The organism is Paracidobacterium acidisoli (genome assembly GCF_003428625.2).
Taxonomy (GTDB): domain Bacteria; phylum Acidobacteriota; class Terriglobia; order Terriglobales; family Acidobacteriaceae; genus Paracidobacterium; species Paracidobacterium acidisoli.
In genome coordinates, this window is the sequence record NZ_QVQT02000003.1 from 673,204 (window position 1) to 688,867 (window position 15,664).

A 15,664-nucleotide genomic window follows, 5' to 3' on the forward strand; every position below is an offset into this window, starting at 1 on the left:
GCAGCGGCAGCTCAGTTTCCGGCGCCGCTCGGCGCGGCTCCGGGAGCGCCGCCGATCGGCATGATCGGCATGCCGTCGATCAGAAACTGCGTTCCGGAGACGATGACCTTCTCGCCGTTCTGCAGACCGCCAAGCACGGCATAGTCATTTCCGACCGTGTCGCCAACGGTTACAGGCTGCTGCTTCGCAAAGTACTTGCCGCCCTTATCGTCCACTGTGTACACAAAGGTCTGTCCGCCCTGACGCGTTACAGCCAATACGGGAACAACCGGTTTCGGCGACGTGGACCAGATCACGCGCGCCTTAACGAGCTGCTCGTTGCGCAGAGCGCTCGAACGCACCGGCGCCTTGACCAGAATGCCCTGGAGTCCATCGTCCACCTGCGGAGAGACGAAGTCGATTGCCGTGTGCTCGATTGAATTTCCGCTGTTGTCGACGATTTCAACGTTCAGCCCCCTGCGCACTTCAGCGGCACGTTCGGTGGGGATATAGATGTAGGCCTCGAGATCGCGATTTTCATCGACGGTTGTCAGCAGCGTCGTCGGAGAAACGTAGTCGCCGAGGTGGACCGGGATATCTCCCACCACACCGTCAAACGGAGCGTTGATGTGGTAATAACCCAGCTCTTTTTCCTGCATCTGACGGGTCGCGATGGAGGACTCGTAATCGGCCTTTGAGTTGCTGAATGCCTGCTCGGCCTGGTCGAGCGCGTCGCGGCTGATGATTCCGTCGGCGAAGAGCTTGCGCTGGCGATCTATCTGCAGCTGGTTGTACTTGTACAGCGCCAGCTTCTGCTGCTCGGTCGCCTGCTGTGCGATCACCGTGGCCTGCTGCTTCGACGGATCGATCTCCATCAGCTCCTGGCCGGCTTTGACAAACTCTCCCGAGTGCACAAGGATGCGGGTCAGATTGCCGTCCACCTGCGGATTCATGGTGGCAGAGCGGCGGGACTTGATGGTCGATACGTATTCATCTGATTGCGGCACCGGAGCGGAGGAAACCGTCATCGTCTGCACAGGCAGCGCCTGGCTTTGGGGCGGGCCGGCCTGCGGTGCAGCTTTGCTGCAGGCGGTGAGGCCCGAAACGAGAGCCAGTGTCAGAGGAGCGAACCAGAAAAACTGCTGCGTCTTCAAAATATTGGTCTCCTGAATCAGTGGGACAGGGTGCGCCGCGGGCTGAGGGCGGTGAGGTCCGGATACAGTCTCTTCGGTCTGAATCAAGCCAACCTGGATCAGCGTACGGTTGTCATTTGGATTCGCGTCGTGAGCGAAGGCTTCACGAAATCACGCAACTATGCTCATCCGCTGTTACGGGAGCTGTTTATGTCCGAATGTGGACAAAAACACACTAAAAAACAGACCGTAAACCGTGACGTAAACAGAATACGCGGCGCAGAGAAAACTGCTCCCCGAATAGACGGGCTGTCTGCCTGCTGCGGCCATCTTCAGCGGCAGGCGTGCGCCGGGCATCCATAACAAATAAAACCATTAAGCAGACGGATGATGTCATCCGTTTCCCTGCAGGACAGCAGCATGCCAATGCTGCGCGTCCATTTTATCTGTTTATCCTTATATAGCTCTCCGGTATATGTCCGGATATGTGATCTGCATCCCGCAGCATGTGACGAGCGGGGTCGGTTGTGATGGCCGAAGGGGCGTTTCGTGCGATGGCTTTACCGGCCGCTCCGGGCTTTGTCGACCGCTCGAAGCGATGATGTGAGCTTTTTGACGCGAGCCATGCCGCCTGATATTCTCAGTGTGGCAATTCCTGCCATTTCCTGCTCGTCCCCGTCGTCTAGCCCGGCCCAGGACACCGCCCTTTCACGGCGATAACACGGGTTCAAATCCCGTCGGGGACGCCAAACAAAGCAAAGCACTTATACTCCAAACCGCCAAAATCTAAAATTGCTCGGTAGCAAATTGGTAGCAATTGCCCCATGCAAAACCGGGCTATTTCTCGCTGTCGGGCGCTGGTGTTTCGTCGGTCGGTGGGACCGTGGGTGCCAACGTAAGCACGCCATTCAGCCGGGCTGCGGCGGCGCTTAGGTGCGCCTGCGACAAATGCGCATACCTAATGGTCATTCGCAGGTCGCTGTGCCCCAGCAGTTCCTTAAGATCGTGCAGGTCTGCCCCGGCCATGCGGAGATGGCTGGCGTAGCAGTGGCGCAGATCGTGGAGGCTAAAGTCCTCGATACCGGCGTCGCGGCAGGCACGGATAAAGCGCATGGACAATTGTTCGGGCGTAAAACCGGAGAACAGTGGGCCTCGGTCGCGCTTCTTCTTCCGTTCGGGCACCTGCATAGACATAAGCACCTGCATGGCCAGATCGTTAATAAAGGCCGGACGGGCTTTCCCGTTTTTCGTTTGCCGCAACATTACGGTGCGCGAATCGAGGTTTACGTCCGGCAGGGTAGTGTGGAGCAGTTCGCCACGGCGAGCGCCGAGCGAGAGGGCAAGGCCCGCCGCTTGCTGTAGCCATTGCTCTTGCTCGTTCCCGTCTCCGTCGGGCGGAATGTAGCACTCTTTGAAAACCTTATGCAGTTCGTTGTTGGTAAGCCAGCGGACGCGGCCTTCCGGCGCTTTGGGCAGCGGAGCCTTGTGCGCCGGGTTGGCCCCGATCTTGTCCAGCTCGATGGCGACATTAAACAGACGCTTGAGTGTGTTGCATTCCTTGATGACGGTACCGTCGCCTACCTCGCCCATACGGCTGTGGATGTACCGAATAACGTCGGCGCGGCGGATGGCAGCCAGTTTCATATCGCCGAAGAATGGTGTAAGGTGCCGTTCCACGATTCCGGCCTGCCGATTGTACTCCGTTCGGCTGATCTTGCCTTTTACGACCACAGGCGAGATGCGACGTTCCTGGTAATTTAAGAACTCCGTAGCGAATTGGGCGAAACTATCCTCGGTGGGGAGAGGCTTGCCGAACCGGATGGCCTCTTCGACCTTGTGCTTTTCCGCCGCCAGCGCGGCCTGCGCCTGCTGCAACGTGTAGACGTTGAACTTCCGTGTACGGCGGCGGCCCTGCGCGTCTTTCCAGCTACCCCAAAAGCCCGGTCTGTCCTTCCGCTGGTAGATGCCGTCCCACTGCTGTTTTGCCTTTTTAGCCATTGCGATTGGCTCCCCATGAAAAGCATAACGCCGCGTCGTTCTATGTCCTATGACAATTCCTGTTGTAACTCGGTAGTTATAACTGAGTAGTTTCGCACCTATGCGAAATGGCCAACTATGGCAATAGTCTTGGCGTGGTTGCCGTGTAGCTTGCTGCGCACACTTAGCTTTGGTATAGTTAACTTACCTATTGCGCAGCCTTGGAAGCGCAGGCCGAAATACTGGCTTGAATGCTCCGGGCAGGTACAGGGAAGAGGTCGCGGGAAGCCTTCGCCGTACATAGGACGGCAATGCAGTGAAGGCACCTACTAGCAGTTACCGCGATCTGTCGTGCACGGGACGCTGGTTCCGTAGGGAGAGTTAGCTCCCGTCGACAGCCTTGGCCAATTCCAGAACTTGAGGATTTGCCATGCGCACCCAAACGCACACTCGCGCTCATGCGCTCCGCGCCACCAAGCGGGGTGCCGTACCCAGCCGTTCCGCAGCCCACACCGATGATCTTGAACCAATCCGCCTTTTAACCGTACAGGAATGCGAACGCATTACCGGCGAGTCCCAATGGACTTGGCGTACCCGTGCATATCAAGGGGTAGTTTCGAGCGTGAAGCTCGGTGGCCCAAATTCGAGGCTACTTATCCCTTTAGCAGAAGTGCAGCGCTTGATTACCGAAAACACCCGGCCTGCAATTGTCGCCTAACTGCAATAAGAAAGGCGACGCACCCGGACTAGGTTACGCCGCCTATAGCCATGGAAGCACAAGTGAAAAGGTAAGCACTTATGGTAAGTATACCACATAATAAGTTATCGAATAAACGTAAATCCAGTAAGTCACTTGGTAAGTCGAAACAAGTAACGCCAGCCATCGAGTCGCCCGAAGCATGGGCAGCACGCTACTGCACCGAGCGCGGCTTCGACTGGGAATTTGCAAAGAAGAGCGATTGCGAACGGGTGGACGATGCCGGTGCAGGTCGGCATGGCTATGTCCGCAGGGGCGGCATTATCTTCCACTCGAACGATCCCATAACACACCAGCGCCTTACCAGCGGCCCGCTTCGCCACCAGCATCCGATTCCATACACGGAAAAGGGTAAGGCGAAGGAACGCAAATTTAGCCAACGTAAGGATTCGCCCTATGAGCCGTACTTCGCGCCCAGCATGGACTGGAAACGCGCCTTTAAGGACGCGAAGGTTGACATGATTCTGAGCGAAGGCCCGACGCGCAGTTTGGCCGGAGCAAAGCACGAGCGATATGTAATCGCGCTCCCCGGCGTGAACGGCCACGGTTCCGGCGACGAGCTACACGCTTCTCTCCGACGAGTCATATGGAAGGGACGCAAGGTCTATATCTGTTTCGACGCGGATGCCGAAAGCAACCCGGACGTTCGGCACCACGAGCAGGCACTGGCGCGAAAACTGGCGAAGCTGGGCGCGGTGGTCTATATCGTTCGCATCCCGCAATTCGCCCCACGTGCCGGTCTGGACGACTTGATCGGGCGCAGCGGCGATGCCGGTCTCCAGTTGCAGTTGGATGCCGCACAGCCCTACAACTCTGAAGCTGCTGGCGTTCCCATTATCGAATGCGTTGCGGATGTGGAAGCTCGGGAGGTCGAGTACCTATGGGACCAACGCCTTCCGTTTTCGATGCTCTCTGGTCTGGAGGGCAACCCCGGGGATGGCAAAACATTCATCGCGCTGGAGATTGCTGCTCGGGGGTCGAGAGGACAACAGCCATACTCGAAGGCGAAATGCCAGCCTTTTAATACCCTATACATGAGCTATGAGAACATCACAGCCATTACGACTAAGCAGCGATTTTCCGCGATGGGAGGCGACCAGAAACGACTGTTCGTTCTTAACGGCGCTCGGAACCACGACGGTACTGAGAGAACAATTACGCTGGCAGACGTGGGAACAATCGAGATGGCAATTAAGAAGACACATGCTCGGCTCGTAATCATTGACCCACTCCAAAGTTATATGGGCGCGAATGTCGACAGTCACAAAGCGAACGAGACGCGCCCACTGCTCGACGCATTGGCAAAGGTCGCGGAGCGACTTAATATCTGCATCTTGATAATTCGCCATCTGGCCAAGTCCTCCGGTGGGCGTGCCGTCCACAAGGGACTCGGCAGCATCGACATCACAGGAGCCATGCGTTCAGTAATGATGGTTGGCACCGCTCCCGACGAACCACAGAACCGCGCTCTCGTTCACACAAAAAGCAACATTGGCCCACTGGGAGAATCCCTGCGCTTCTCCATAGAAGGCAAAGACAATACTGCGAAGGTCGCCTGGAAGGGCACATCGGAGCTAACCGCCGCCGATCTGGCCGCGCCGGACGCTGGCAAACGACGAGAGACACAGATCGGTCGAGCGCAGAAGTATCTGCTGACCGCGCTGGCAGATGGCCCGAAACCGGTGAATGCTCTGGTAGAGGGTAGAGATGGTGAGTTTTCTCTACAGGTTCTGCAGAAGGCGGGGAAAGAACTGGGAGTCGCAAAATCCCGCGAGGGCGAGGGTGGGGCATGGGTCTGGGCGTTGCAGGAATTTAAATTCGCCAGAAAGAAGGCGGCCCAGATGAGTGAGTAGGGCAAGCAGCGCTCTAATACACACTTTTACTGCCTATGCTGTGTATGCTGCCTATGGTTACCACCCATGCACACCATAGGCAGCATAGGCACCATAACGTATTAGGGTGCCGCCTATCCCATTGGCCTCCCGGTTATTCCAGAGGAAATGCCATTCGTTCCAGTTTGTCTCGCAGCCAGAATGCAGCACGTTGCAGCCGCCCTTTGCGTTGCTGTCCCGGTCCCACTCCTTGCAGCCAAAACAGACGCTTTCCCTGTAAGCGCACATGGACTTCGGATTTCATGGCTTGGTCAAGTGATGTAAAACTCGCAACTGGTGCAGCTTCTACGATGTCGATGCACCCCGGTCCTAGCTCCCTGCCCCACACGGACCTGTTGTCGAAGGGTGCAACTGGACGTCCATCTTTTAGATAGGCAACGTTCGATAGCTTGTAGGTTCGGGACCGAGAAAGATTCCGTATATCGAAAGCGGGCCGCACGTTTCGGGCATTATCTGGCGGACCGTCCCATTTCCAGCCATAGCCGATGGTAATATCCGTTACCTGCAAAAACCACTGAATCAGTACGTACAGCGCGACCAGCAGGAAGCCAGCAAGTACGTTGCCAAGAAAACCAGCCGCCACTTCCTGCCAGAATGTCATGCGGGAAGTGTCTCATCTTTTCCAAGGTTGTTGAATAGAGCTCAGCTTAAACTGGGCTTTACTCTTTTTCGTTGAGTATTTTGTCTACATCTTCTGGCTCGGCCAATCGCAGCCGCAAAATTTCATCCCTTGAAATTGCCAGTTCGTGAAGGTACAGAATCAGCTTTCGCAGCATGCCTTCGTGTCGCAGTTCACGCGCTATCTGTATCGCCAATCCTATGGCTGCAATGGTGGTCTTCGCATCTTTGCTTACTAATTCATGCTCTTCGAGCGTTAGGCCGAAACCTTTCAATTCCTCAGCATGCGCCAGCAATTTAGCTTTCGTGTCGTCAGTGATATAGCACTGCTCTGTGCGGAGACCACATGCAGCACCACAGAGGATACATGACAGAAATCCTCTGGCATCCGTTCTAGAACATCCACATCTGAGGCAACGGAACATAATTTTGTATCTATTATGCACTGTTGAGTTTGAGCGGCCCCATCCCCGCGAGTCGCAAAGGATAAGTTACAACTCCGCCGTTCGATCGCTGCATTTTAAGTTCTTTCGTGGGTCAACAGTTAGGGCCACATAGCCGCACCTGTGCCGCAGTCCACAGGCCGCCGCGCATCGCCGGAACGCCCTGCCGATTTAATGCCGCCGCCACCTGCCGCAGCGTTACGGCCCCACTCTCCCGAATGGCGCGGATTACAGGCAGTAGATCGGCTTTCCGGTCGGCAGCCCTAGCCCGGCGCACTATCGAGCTCGCCACGGCTCCTTGCCGGGCGACGGTGCCGACCTGCCAGCGCCGCCCGCCCAGCTTTTTGCCCCGCGCCTTGGCGGCGGCCAGAGCCGCCCGCGTCCGCTCGGAGATCATAGTGGCCTCGTGCTCGGCAACGGCGGCGAGAACATGGACGGTCAGACGGTTGGCTTGCGGGAAGTCCACGGCGGAGAACTCCACCCCGGATTCCATCAGCGCAGAGATAAACGCCACGTTCCGGGCCAGCCTGTCCAGCTTGGCCACCAGCAGCGTGGCGCGATGGACGCGGCACAGGGCCAGCGCCTTTGCCAGCGCGGGCCGGTCGTTGCGCTTGCCGCTCTCGACCTCCGTAAACTCGGCCAGCATTTTCCATTCGCCGCCGTTAAGATACGCCCGCACCGCCGCCTGCTGCGCTTCCAACCCCAAGCCGCTGCGGCCCTGCCGCTGGGTGCTCACTCTGTAATATGCAACGAATTTCCCTGCCGCCATGCCTGTTTCCTTTCTCATAACGCAACCACAACGGGTGTTGTGGCAAACGTTACAGGCAGGGCGGAGGGCTGCGAAAGGAAGAAATCGGTACAGTAAGCTAGAATCGGCTGGCAGAAGAGGGAGGTGCTAGAGGCGTGAAGTTGACAGATATTCTCACGATCTTGGCGTTGATCATTGGCCCAATTATGGCCTTAGCAATTCAAAGGGAGTTGGATAAGAGAAGAGAAAAAGATAAAAGACAAAGAGAAGTATTTCGCGCAATTTGGGCAACAAGACAATTCCCTGCTCGCCTAAACTATCGCCACGTAGAAGCACTTAATATGATCGGGCTAGAGTTTGAAGATGATTCACAAGTTATCGAGGCTTGGAAAGAATACTTGGATTACCTAAACCGAAAAGAACCTGCTACGGAAAAACAGCAATTCTACAATGAGAGGAATGCAAAGTTCAACGCGCTGATCTTTGCTCTTAGCCGTAGTCTTCGGTACAAATTTACTCGCCTTGAAATTGAGAAGCTGGCTTACTCGCCAGTTGCCCACGGAACATGGGCAGAGCAGGAAACGATTTTACGCAAGGGCGTGGTGCGCCTTTTCCGAGGAAAGTTTGCGCTTCCGGTTCATCTTGTAAATGAACTGCCTGCTGAAACAGAAGAAGCGGACCAGCCCAGTGCATGAGTCGCAGACCCAAATCGCCTCGGCCCCCCCATGTATCACCCCAGCCCTCGCAGCGCCGTAGAGAGGTCACAGCGCTCCGGGGCCGGTCGGTATATGGGCCGCGCTAGCTCCATGTGCCTTGTTCGGCAGGGAATGCCGCCGCACATTCGGGATGGCACAATCGCTCATGGCGGGTCTTCCCTGTTGCCGAAACGAAGACAAGATCGTCATGGTCTCTGGTCTCCGCCCAAGCGATTTCCTTTAAGGCGGCCTGCAACTGCTGCCTTCTGGTCATTGTCTTGCTGGATTTCAGGAATATAAGCCCATAGAAGAATGTGCCGTTCTTACCCTTGCACCGCCTGTGGTCGCGGTAGTAATCCACAAAATCCTTGTTCACCGTAATGATGAGACAGCCGCGCTTAATCGCTTCGTCGATAACTGTGGGGTCTTCTTTTCCGCGCACACCAAAATCGGCTGCAATGTACACATGTGCCTTATCAGGGAAGCAGGTTCTAAGGCCGTCCTCCCCGCAGCATTCGTCTAGGAATACGCGCTTCTTTGCCACAGTATGATTTTAGTTCTATCCCAAGAACTATTTCGGCACGGCCCCGGCTCGGATAAGCTGCTCCCAGTGGGCGGAGTTGCCGCCTGCCTGTTCCAGCCCGGTTACGTCTGCGTCCGGGGCCAGCACCCAGCCGGGCGGCAGGCAGGCATTCACTGTTTCCATACTGCACGGCTTGCCTGCTTTCACCGCTGCCACCACAGCATTGGCGGCGCGTTCGGCAAGGTCAGGGGCAAGCATCTCGCTGCTTTGCTGCCGGGCTGGCAGCTTCATGGCGACGGGCTGCGGCCCATGCAACTGCGGCGCTCCACCGGGGACAATCACGATGTTCAAAGACGGTGGCTGTAGCGGTTCGCCATCGGGGCCAGTTACTTCGAGTTTCGCAACACGCGGCATGGGTTGGTCCGTGTATTCGAGCACGGTTCGCGCCGCATGGACGTCGCCCGCGATGGCGAGGTTTATCAGCGAGACTCCGAGTACCTGTGCCCAACTTGCGCCCGGCTCCAGCCCTGCCGCGAATGCGGCCTCATCCGTTGCCCGTGTGTTCAGACGGCTGCGCATGGCCTTGCTCACCAGCCGATATGGGTCTTTGGGCCTTCCCTCGCCGCCAGGATTACCGCTGTGGCCGGGCTTAAAGGCGAAAGGGCTTGGCTTCTCTTTCGTATATCGCCCAGCCGGAGAACGGCGTTCATTGGACTTGGTGGGCGGTAGGATTTGCGGTTTCGCTTTCTTCATGGTGCTACGTGCTCCGTTCTCCACCAGTTGTCAGTGAACTCTTATCGGATTGGTTTGGCTCTCGGCGCTGGCACTGGTAGGAAACAGCGCCGAGAGCGTGGGGCATGGAACGGGGAGCAAAGCCGTTCCATGCGCTGGCGGCGGAAGCCGGGAAAGGGGTACAGCCCCGCCGCATCTCAAAGTCACTTCGCATTCTTCGCAGCACGGGCAACGTCACCATCGACCTGCGATTGCAGTTCCGCCACGTCCTTGCACTGCTTCTCAAGCTGAACGGCACGGCGCAGCACGGCATCCAGCAGGCCCACCAGCTTGGCGCTGGCGTTGTTCACCTTCACACTGGCGTCATACTTGCCGTAAAGGCCGCTATTGCCGTTGCATGTCGCATAGCGCTCTGCGACGGCCTCTTCCAGCGTGGCATAGGCTTGGTTAATTCCGATGCCTTCCAATTCGTGCAGGCCGCGCTCGTTTTCCGCAAGCGCCTCTTTCAAACGTTCGAGCCTGCTGGCGCGGTTGGCGGCGGTGGTGCTCTCTTCCTTTTGCTTCCGAAGTGCGAAAAGGCGCGTTTGTGTGTCTTGTAGCAAAGACTCAAGACTCTGCTCATCTTCAGTAAATACCGGCAGTTGGATTTCGTGTGCTGTGCTCATTGGTGTGCTCTCCTTTGTGTTGAGGCCGGAGTGCTGCGTCCGGCGCTGTTGTGCTGTTTACGTTGGTGTTCGCGTTGCAGGGCCGCAATAATAGCGGCACGCTTGCTTGGTGGCGGAGGCCATTGCTGCAACTTCCATAGCTCTGGCTCGCGCTGTAATAGTTCGAGCGATTCTTTGGTGCGCATGGCGGCTTGGTAGGCGAGCATATCTTCCGGGTCGGCCTGCGCCCTACTCTGCCAGTAGCGCAGCAATCGCCGGAGAATGCGCTCTTCATTTGGCATGCTGTGTCTCATAGCGTTTGTGTTGTTCGCACCAGCGGGCGGAGAACGCATAGCGGCGACCTTTGATGGCACAGTCCTGCGTGCGTGTGGTGGCCGCTTCCGCAGCTTCCAGCTTTGCCAGCTTCGCTTCAAGCGCGGGCAGAGCGTCGCGCAAAGCGCGAATGGCAATGCGTATTTGTTCTTTCTCGTTCATTGTTCCTCCACGGCGTGCCACGCATCCTTGTAGCAGCGCAGGACGTCGGCAACGAAGATAAGCTGGTGAGCGTCTGCGTTGGCCATCTGGATGTAAATGCCGCACCCATTGTTCGGAGTAGCACAATCAACTTGCTGTAGCAGATGGGGCGGCTTGTGGGCACCTGTATAGGAATCTTCCACCGCGATAATGTGGGTAACTACGCCAAGCCGATAGCCGGTAGTTAGTACAACGTCCCCGACTTGAACCTCGTAGTCTGCCGGTTCGGATAACTTAGGCTTGTGTTTAGGCCGTGCTACACTTTGCTTACCAGTTTGCTGTTTCATAGTTACCTTGCCTCCACAGCGCCGCCCGCACAGCGGCGCTTGTGCTTTTACACTGCAATACGCGGGCGCTCGCCCTCGGTGATGATGCGGTTAATCTCTTGCTTGGAAACCAACACGCGACCGAGCACTTTGTAGCTTCCAATGCGCCGTTCACGAATGGCGCGGCGTAGGCCCCACACGGAAAGGTGTAGCTCGCGGGCAGCTTTCGTAACCGTAAGTAAGTCGTCTAGCTGTTTGACGGCTGCTTGTTTAGGCATTCGCTGTAACCTCTGCGCCTTGCGTGATAATTATCAAGGCATGGTTAGGTAACAACAAAGTGCCAATAAATACTAGAGACTGGCACTAACTATTCTGGGCCGCTCGTCTATAGCCGCCGTGTAAGTAAGTGTGTTAGCTTAGGCCATCAACGTGTGCTTCCTTGGCTTGCATGGCGGCGTTGGGCTTCGGCCCGGTGCCGCCTCTCCTTTTACAGGCCGGAGCACGGCGGACGCAGGGCAGAACGCCAGCGCATGGCGAACATTGTGCGGATACCTATACCGAGCGGTTTTGGGTCGCGGGCTACCAGAGAACACAGAGGGCAAAACAAAGCCCCGGCAAAACGCCGGGACGGGATTGCTAGGATGGTGTGCTGCGGGCTATTCGTCCCAGCGGGCCACCAAGTCCTCGATGCGGTTTACCTGTGCCCTCTCAATAGCAGCGACCACGGTATGCGCGGCGTTGGTAATGGTGGCGACGATAACCCATGTGCATAGCGCCGTGGCGGCCAGCGCCAGCAGGGCAAGCGCGGTAACGATTGTTGCAGTCATTGGCGAATCTCCTTTGGCCTGCTGCACAGGAATGTGTGCCGCAGCGTTGGCTGGGTATCGGTGTGGCTGTAGAGAACACGGCTGCTGCCGTACACATGCCCGGCATACACTTCTGCGACTGCGGCGCTGGCCGCCTCAATCGTGCAGAAGAATAGGCCGTGCTTAAGCTGCCTTGTCGCTATGATTCTCGGCTGCATTAGCGCACCGCCTTCTTCGCCGCTGCGGGCTTGCCTTTGGCAGCCTGCTTTTTGGTCGGAGTCTTGGTCTGTGCGGGCTTGGCTGGTGCCTGTACGGGCGCTGCCGGGCTGGGTATCTGCTGGGTCGTCACTTCGATGTGGCCGGACTTGCGCCACCTCTCGACGTACTTTGCTTTGTGGCCGGTGGCAAGATAGTCAGCCACGGTCTTGGCGGATGCTGCGGCCTCAAAGGCTTTGTAGCGATTGCTGCCCGCTTTATGCGGGTTGGGCTTAATAACGTTGATTGTGCGTGTGTCGGGTGCTGGGCTGGTTTCTTTCTTGGCTGCCATTGCGTTGGGCTCCTTGGTTGCCTTTTGATTTCGACTGCCTGAGCAAGCTACTTCCAGCAGTCAGCAGCATCCAAGAAGTTTTCCGGGCACGGTGGGATTTTCTATGCCGCGCTGCAATGCGGGCGATATTCTATGCGTATGCCACAGCACCCAAGCGTTACAGACGAATACATTGCCCAGCTAGATGCGGACTTCGAGGCAGAAGCCGAGCGCGTAAAAGCTGCTCCCGACTGGCCGGAAACACAAAAGCGAATGGTCACAGGCACGTATGCCTATCGGACTGCCCTGGATAGAGTGGAGCAAGGCTGGGCGCGGGATGAGATCGAGCGGGAACTGGGCATACGCACCGTCTTCGGTAAGCTGCCGAACCCAGTGCAGGTTATCGGAAACAGAAGGCTCGACGAAGAGGACGCGAGCTAAAACAAGCGGCCACCCAAGAGGAACTCTGCGGATGGGCCAATAGCATCTCGCAACGCCACCAGTTCGCGCACAAAGGCTACAAATTCCGGGCCGCCTGCTGGTGCCACCAGCGGCTTGCCCGTTAGCGGCAGCATTGGCTGCGCATGGATTGTCCCATTACCTTGGAGGGCGTATTCGTAGCCGCCGCCATTCTTAGCCGTCATACCCGGCCACTTGGAAAGAGGCACCGCGCCGGTTGCATTTAGAGGCGGGCGATCTAGCTTCTTAAAGCGGTTATCGTAGACAATCTCGTAGCCCAGTCTTAAGGCGAGAGCAACAGTTGCCGCCAATGGCTCGTATGCAGGCTTGTCTGTGGCCCGGCTCTCGAAGCCCTCCCCTTTCACCCACTGCTGCACGAGGGCATCGGCTTGCTGGCTTACCTCGTAATGCGTACCTGTTGCTATTTGGTTTGCGACCCCGGCGTTTAGTTGCACCAGATTAACCACGCCGTAGCCATCCACGGATTCGAGGAGCAGGTGGCGCACTTCTCTGGGGGAGGGCTTAACAAGGGTCGCGTACAGGGTTGGTCTTTCTACGTTCATACAGGAACAAGCATACCTTTGGCGGCGCAAGCCCGGCTACGCATAAAACTGCCCGCAGGCGCATCTGGCAGGTTCCCGCCGACCCCAACCATACCCTGCCGCCCGGCGACGCCGTGGCGCTCCGCTGGTGGTCTGGCACCGCGTTCCCAGCCGCCCAACCTGCCATTCCAGATTGCCAAAGCTGCACGGAAGCCGCGTATTTACTGGTTAGAATCTTGGTAGCAAATTGGTAGCAATTGCCCCTGCAAGCAGGCCCAAACCCTACCAAGCCGCCACAAGCTGAAAATCACCTTTATCTATGCGTATTTACAGCGATTTACCAACCCTTTGCAAGTCTATGCAAACTAGCCAAAAGTAGCTCTAAAAGCCCTTTCACGGCGATAACACGGGTTCAAATCCCGTCGGGGACGCCAAATCTTTTCAAGCACTTAGAGAATGCAAGCCGAACTCGTACGTCATAGCGCTATCGCTCTCCAGCGATTTTGCGCTTGCCGAGTCTCACAAAGCATGACGCACCATGCTACCCCCCTACCCCGGTTTTCCGCCCGTTTTCGGCGGCGGGGGCTGTGGGTTCTCTAAATCGGCGTACGGAACTGGGCTTGGTCTGTCGTTCCAGTCGGACTCATGAACCTTCCCATGCTGGAGCTGTAGTATCTGGCCCCGAAGTAGTCGTTGCCGGATTCTGCATCTCGTTCTTTGGCGGTAGAACGTGGTCGAGAGGAGCACACATTGATTGCAGATGCAGCAAAAAGCATCATAAAGGTCGATCTGGCATCGTAACAGTGGGCTTGTCCGGTTGATGGCGAGCACTATGGACCAACTTCATAACCATATAGAACACGAGGCTATTCAGGCCCCCGCATATCACGACGATTAGGACAAAATTCCCTAATAATCCGCTCGCAAACCAGTGGCTCATGGCTCCTTCAGGGAGTATTGCAACGAGGAAGTAGGAAGGTAGCGTCGCTATCGCCAGCGGGAAAAAACCCCCGCCATAACCGTACTCTTGCAGCAAGCCGTCCATGAACAAGATAATCAAAATCGTGTAGTACCCCCCGATGACCATCAAGGGACTAAACTTTCGGCTTCTGCGAAATGCGTATATCAACGTCCCCAACAGAACCACAAGCGTGACAGACAGCATCAAGAGGCCCATATTCCTGACAGCATGGTCGATGTGAGTCTCCATAGGCTACTCCTCTTCTTTAATAGCAGCGTTGCGTTCCATCCGGTAACGTATCGCACTCTGATGTCGTAACCGTTGCCTTGGGCTTAGGAGGGACTTGCTGATTGGCGTTGAGTCCCAGTTCCCAGAATGCACTGTTTGGGTCAAGAGAGAATCCGTGTGCTTGGCCCTTGCCAAGCACTCCAGCAGCCACCAGACCTCCGAGCGCATAATCGCGACAATCATAGAAACACAATTTGTAGGTTGGCGCTTTGCCTTCTCTATAGGCCGCTGTCTTTTGGACGATGTATTGATCCAAATTAGCTGTTTCTGAATCAGTGGTTTTGAAATAGTCGATACCCACGTTGTACGCATCGGAACCGTTGATCTTGGCGACGGCTTGGATAAGCGCGTTGTATGAGGCGTCGGTTGGAAGACCATTTGCCCCGAACTGCACGGTTACGTCAAGGTCCTGGGTCTGCACCTTTCCAGGCGCATATGCAGCGGCAGAACCCTCCGGCATAAATGCGGAGTATGTGGCTGTACCATTGGAGCGGATCGAAAGAAGCCCTGCATGACCGGCACCGCCAGCACTCTTACTGAAATCAACATATGCAGCGTCTTTACCCGTTGGATCGGTCAGAATCAGCGGGTTGTTGATGACGTAGACGTACTTGTTCCAACGCTGCGGGTTCAGCAATCGTAGGTCATTCTGGAGGATAGGATCGGGACTGAGAAAGCGTCCCATAGATGATGAATAGTACCGGGCATTAAAGAAATCGTTGCCTGATTCTGTGTCCCGTTCTTTGCCGGTAAAGAAGTGTTCTGTGGCGCTGACGCATGGGGTGGAGGTATCGCCGAAGGGCAGGCTGGCGCAGGTTTCCTCCAGTATTCCGTCGGCCGAGGTCTGCGCGCGCAGTGTGCCCAGCCAGTCGGTCAGGCGGAAGTGCAGCCCCTGATTGTTGTAAGTCGCCATCAGGCTGCCGTTGGCATAAACGTTCGTGTGCACCCAGTTGCCCTGCCCGTCCTGTTCCGTCATCTGGTTGCCCGACTGATCGAGCACATAGCTGGCCGTCAGCGTAAATCCGTTGGTGGCCATATTGCAGCTCCACTGCGTGATCGTGCCCTTCGCCACCCGGTTGCCATCCGCATCGTAAAGGTAGCCGGTCCACGACGTGCCTCCGCTGATCGAAGGGGCAGCCAC

20 protein-coding genes and 1 tRNA gene are annotated in these 15,664 nt (G+C 56.6%); 4 read left to right on the forward strand and 17 right to left on the reverse strand.

Annotation, left to right across the window (positions count from 1 at the left end):
• Positions 1-11: 11 nt before the first annotated feature.
• A complete protein-coding gene (locus tag D0Y96_RS10505; protein WP_252263644.1) occupies positions 12-1,133 on the reverse strand; it encodes an efflux RND transporter periplasmic adaptor subunit in 1,122 nt (373 codons plus the stop codon).
• A 650-nt stretch (positions 1,134-1,783) separates the two neighbouring features.
• Here D0Y96_RS10505 and D0Y96_RS10510 point away from each other — a divergent pair.
• Positions 1,784-1,861, forward strand: a tRNA-Glu gene (locus D0Y96_RS10510).
• 88 nt (positions 1,862-1,949) lie between these two features.
• Here D0Y96_RS10510 and D0Y96_RS10515 read toward each other — a convergent pair.
• Positions 1,950-3,110 carry a tyrosine-type recombinase/integrase gene (locus D0Y96_RS10515; RefSeq protein ID WP_117299434.1) on the reverse strand — a complete coding sequence of 387 codons (1,161 nt, stop codon included), beginning with the start codon at positions 3,108-3,110 and terminating at the stop codon, positions 1,950-1,952.
• Positions 3,111-3,887: 777 nt separating this feature from the next.
• Here D0Y96_RS10515 and D0Y96_RS10520 point away from each other — a divergent pair.
• Complete coding sequence (locus D0Y96_RS10520) at positions 3,888-5,699, forward strand: AAA family ATPase (protein WP_117299436.1); 1,812 nt, start codon at positions 3,888-3,890, stop codon at positions 5,697-5,699.
• Positions 5,700-5,832: 133 nt separating this feature from the next.
• On the opposite strand, the gene D0Y96_RS10525 is transcribed toward D0Y96_RS10520, so the two are convergent.
• The 3 genes from D0Y96_RS10525 to D0Y96_RS10535 all read right to left on the reverse strand — a co-directional run bounded on the left by D0Y96_RS10525 (position 5,833) and on the right by D0Y96_RS10535 (position 7,586).
• Complete coding sequence (locus tag D0Y96_RS10525; protein WP_117299438.1) at positions 5,833-6,339, reverse strand: hypothetical protein; 507 nt, start codon at positions 6,337-6,339, stop codon at positions 5,833-5,835.
• Positions 6,340-6,397: 58 nt separating this feature from the next.
• Entirely contained in the window at positions 6,398-6,652 is a 255-nt protein-coding gene (locus tag D0Y96_RS10530) for a hypothetical protein (protein ID WP_147325005.1), read from the reverse strand.
• A 241-nt stretch (positions 6,653-6,893) separates the two neighbouring features.
• Positions 6,894-7,586, reverse strand: coding sequence for a recombinase family protein (locus D0Y96_RS10535; protein WP_252263645.1), 693 nt, complete (start codon positions 7,584-7,586; stop codon positions 6,894-6,896).
• A gap of 116 nt (positions 7,587-7,702) precedes the next feature.
• Here D0Y96_RS10535 and D0Y96_RS10540 point away from each other — a divergent pair, with 116 nt between their 5' ends.
• Positions 7,703-8,242, forward strand: a complete 540-nt coding sequence (locus D0Y96_RS10540) for a DUF6680 family protein (protein ID WP_117299445.1) — start codon at positions 7,703-7,705, stop codon at positions 8,240-8,242.
• Between the two features lie 103 nt (positions 8,243-8,345).
• On the opposite strand, the gene D0Y96_RS10545 is transcribed toward D0Y96_RS10540, so the two are convergent.
• The 9 genes from D0Y96_RS10545 to D0Y96_RS10585 all read right to left on the reverse strand — a co-directional run bounded on the left by D0Y96_RS10545 (position 8,346) and on the right by D0Y96_RS10585 (position 12,294).
• Positions 8,346-8,786, reverse strand: coding sequence for a DUF5615 family PIN-like protein (locus D0Y96_RS10545; RefSeq protein ID WP_117299446.1), 441 nt, complete (start codon positions 8,784-8,786; stop codon positions 8,346-8,348).
• Between the two features lie 27 nt (positions 8,787-8,813).
• Complete coding sequence (locus D0Y96_RS10550; protein ID WP_117299448.1) at positions 8,814-9,518, reverse strand: DUF5681 domain-containing protein; 705 nt, start codon at positions 9,516-9,518, stop codon at positions 8,814-8,816.
• Between the two features lie 182 nt (positions 9,519-9,700).
• On the reverse strand, positions 9,701-10,162 hold the full coding sequence (locus D0Y96_RS10555) for a hypothetical protein (protein WP_147325007.1): 462 nt from the start codon (positions 10,160-10,162) through the stop codon (positions 9,701-9,703).
• Complete coding sequence (locus tag D0Y96_RS10560; RefSeq protein WP_147325008.1) at positions 10,159-10,443, reverse strand: hypothetical protein; 285 nt, start codon at positions 10,441-10,443, stop codon at positions 10,159-10,161. Before D0Y96_RS10560 ends, D0Y96_RS10555 begins: the two co-directional genes overlap by 4 nt.
• The gene (locus tag D0Y96_RS10565; RefSeq protein WP_117299452.1) at positions 10,433-10,636 is read right to left on the reverse strand and encodes a hypothetical protein; all 204 of its coding nucleotides are present in this window, start codon (positions 10,634-10,636) and stop codon (positions 10,433-10,435) included. The genes D0Y96_RS10560 and D0Y96_RS10565 overlap by 11 nt, the downstream gene beginning before the upstream one ends.
• On the reverse strand, positions 10,633-10,962 hold the full coding sequence (locus D0Y96_RS10570) for a hypothetical protein (RefSeq protein ID WP_117299454.1): 330 nt from the start codon (positions 10,960-10,962) through the stop codon (positions 10,633-10,635). The genes D0Y96_RS10565 and D0Y96_RS10570 overlap by 4 nt, the downstream gene beginning before the upstream one ends.
• A gap of 47 nt (positions 10,963-11,009) precedes the next feature.
• Positions 11,010-11,219: a MerR family transcriptional regulator gene (locus D0Y96_RS10575; protein WP_117299456.1), complete on the reverse strand. Its 210-nt coding sequence runs from the start codon at positions 11,217-11,219 to the stop codon at positions 11,010-11,012.
• Positions 11,220-11,597: 378 nt separating this feature from the next.
• Positions 11,598-11,768 (reverse strand): hypothetical protein, encoded by a 171-nt coding sequence (locus D0Y96_RS10580; RefSeq protein ID WP_158562337.1) that lies wholly within the window; start codon positions 11,766-11,768, stop codon positions 11,598-11,600.
• A gap of 196 nt (positions 11,769-11,964) precedes the next feature.
• Positions 11,965-12,294, reverse strand: coding sequence for a hypothetical protein (locus D0Y96_RS10585; RefSeq protein WP_117299460.1), 330 nt, complete (start codon positions 12,292-12,294; stop codon positions 11,965-11,967).
• A gap of 132 nt (positions 12,295-12,426) precedes the next feature.
• Between D0Y96_RS10585 and D0Y96_RS10590 the strand changes: the two genes are divergently transcribed.
• Positions 12,427-12,714, forward strand: a complete 288-nt coding sequence (locus D0Y96_RS10590) for a hypothetical protein (protein ID WP_117299462.1) — start codon at positions 12,427-12,429, stop codon at positions 12,712-12,714.
• Here the strand turns inward: D0Y96_RS10590 and D0Y96_RS10595 are convergent.
• The 3 genes from D0Y96_RS10595 to D0Y96_RS10605 form a co-directional block, all read right to left on the reverse strand.
• The gene (locus tag D0Y96_RS10595; protein ID WP_147325009.1) at positions 12,711-13,238 is read right to left on the reverse strand and encodes a hypothetical protein; all 528 of its coding nucleotides are present in this window, start codon (positions 13,236-13,238) and stop codon (positions 12,711-12,713) included. The two genes, D0Y96_RS10590 and D0Y96_RS10595, sit on opposite strands and share 4 nt — an antisense overlap.
• An 811-nt stretch (positions 13,239-14,049) precedes the next feature.
• Positions 14,050-14,484 (reverse strand): hypothetical protein, encoded by a 435-nt coding sequence (locus D0Y96_RS10600; RefSeq protein ID WP_117299467.1) that lies wholly within the window; start codon positions 14,482-14,484, stop codon positions 14,050-14,052.
• A 16-nt stretch (positions 14,485-14,500) separates the two neighbouring features.
• Positions 14,501-15,664: RHS repeat-associated core domain-containing protein (locus D0Y96_RS10605; protein ID WP_147325010.1), on the reverse strand; the 1,164-nt coding region annotated here is incomplete at its 5' end.

Excerpts from the sequence above, each read along its gene's own strand:
- D0Y96_RS10585 (WP_117299460.1), bottom strand. The coding sequence starts at position 12,294 with ATGGCAGCCAAGAAAGAAACCAGCCCAGCACCCGACACACGCACAATC.
- D0Y96_RS10575 (WP_117299456.1), bottom strand. The coding sequence starts at position 11,219 with ATGCCTAAACAAGCAGCCGTCAAACAGCTAGACGACTTACTTACGGTT.
- D0Y96_RS10535 (WP_252263645.1), bottom strand. The coding sequence starts at position 7,586 with ATGAGAAAGGAAACAGGCATGGCGGCAGGGAAATTCGTTGCATATTAC.
- D0Y96_RS10560 (WP_147325008.1), bottom strand. The coding sequence starts at position 10,443 with ATGCCAAATGAAGAGCGCATTCTCCGGCGATTGCTGCGCTACTGGCAG.
- D0Y96_RS10550 (WP_117299448.1), bottom strand. The coding sequence starts at position 9,518 with ATGAAGAAAGCGAAACCGCAAATCCTACCGCCCACCAAGTCCAATGAA.
- D0Y96_RS10600 (WP_117299467.1), bottom strand. The coding sequence starts at position 14,484 with ATGGAGACTCACATCGACCATGCTGTCAGGAATATGGGCCTCTTGATG.
- D0Y96_RS10580 (WP_158562337.1), bottom strand. The coding sequence starts at position 11,768 with ATGACTGCAACAATCGTTACCGCGCTTGCCCTGCTGGCGCTGGCCGCC.
- D0Y96_RS10565 (WP_117299452.1), bottom strand. The coding sequence starts at position 10,636 with ATGAACGAGAAAGAACAAATACGCATTGCCATTCGCGCTTTGCGCGAC.
- D0Y96_RS10570 (WP_117299454.1), bottom strand. The coding sequence starts at position 10,962 with ATGAAACAGCAAACTGGTAAGCAAAGTGTAGCACGGCCTAAACACAAG.
- D0Y96_RS10525 (WP_117299438.1), bottom strand. The coding sequence starts at position 6,339 with ATGACATTCTGGCAGGAAGTGGCGGCTGGTTTTCTTGGCAACGTACTT.
- D0Y96_RS10520 (WP_117299436.1), top strand. The coding sequence starts at position 3,888 with ATGGTAAGTATACCACATAATAAGTTATCGAATAAACGTAAATCCAGT.
- D0Y96_RS10515 (WP_117299434.1), bottom strand. The coding sequence starts at position 3,110 with ATGGCTAAAAAGGCAAAACAGCAGTGGGACGGCATCTACCAGCGGAAG.
- D0Y96_RS10590 (WP_117299462.1), top strand. The coding sequence starts at position 12,427 with ATGCGTATGCCACAGCACCCAAGCGTTACAGACGAATACATTGCCCAG.
- D0Y96_RS10555 (WP_147325007.1), bottom strand. The coding sequence starts at position 10,162 with ATGAGCACAGCACACGAAATCCAACTGCCGGTATTTACTGAAGATGAG.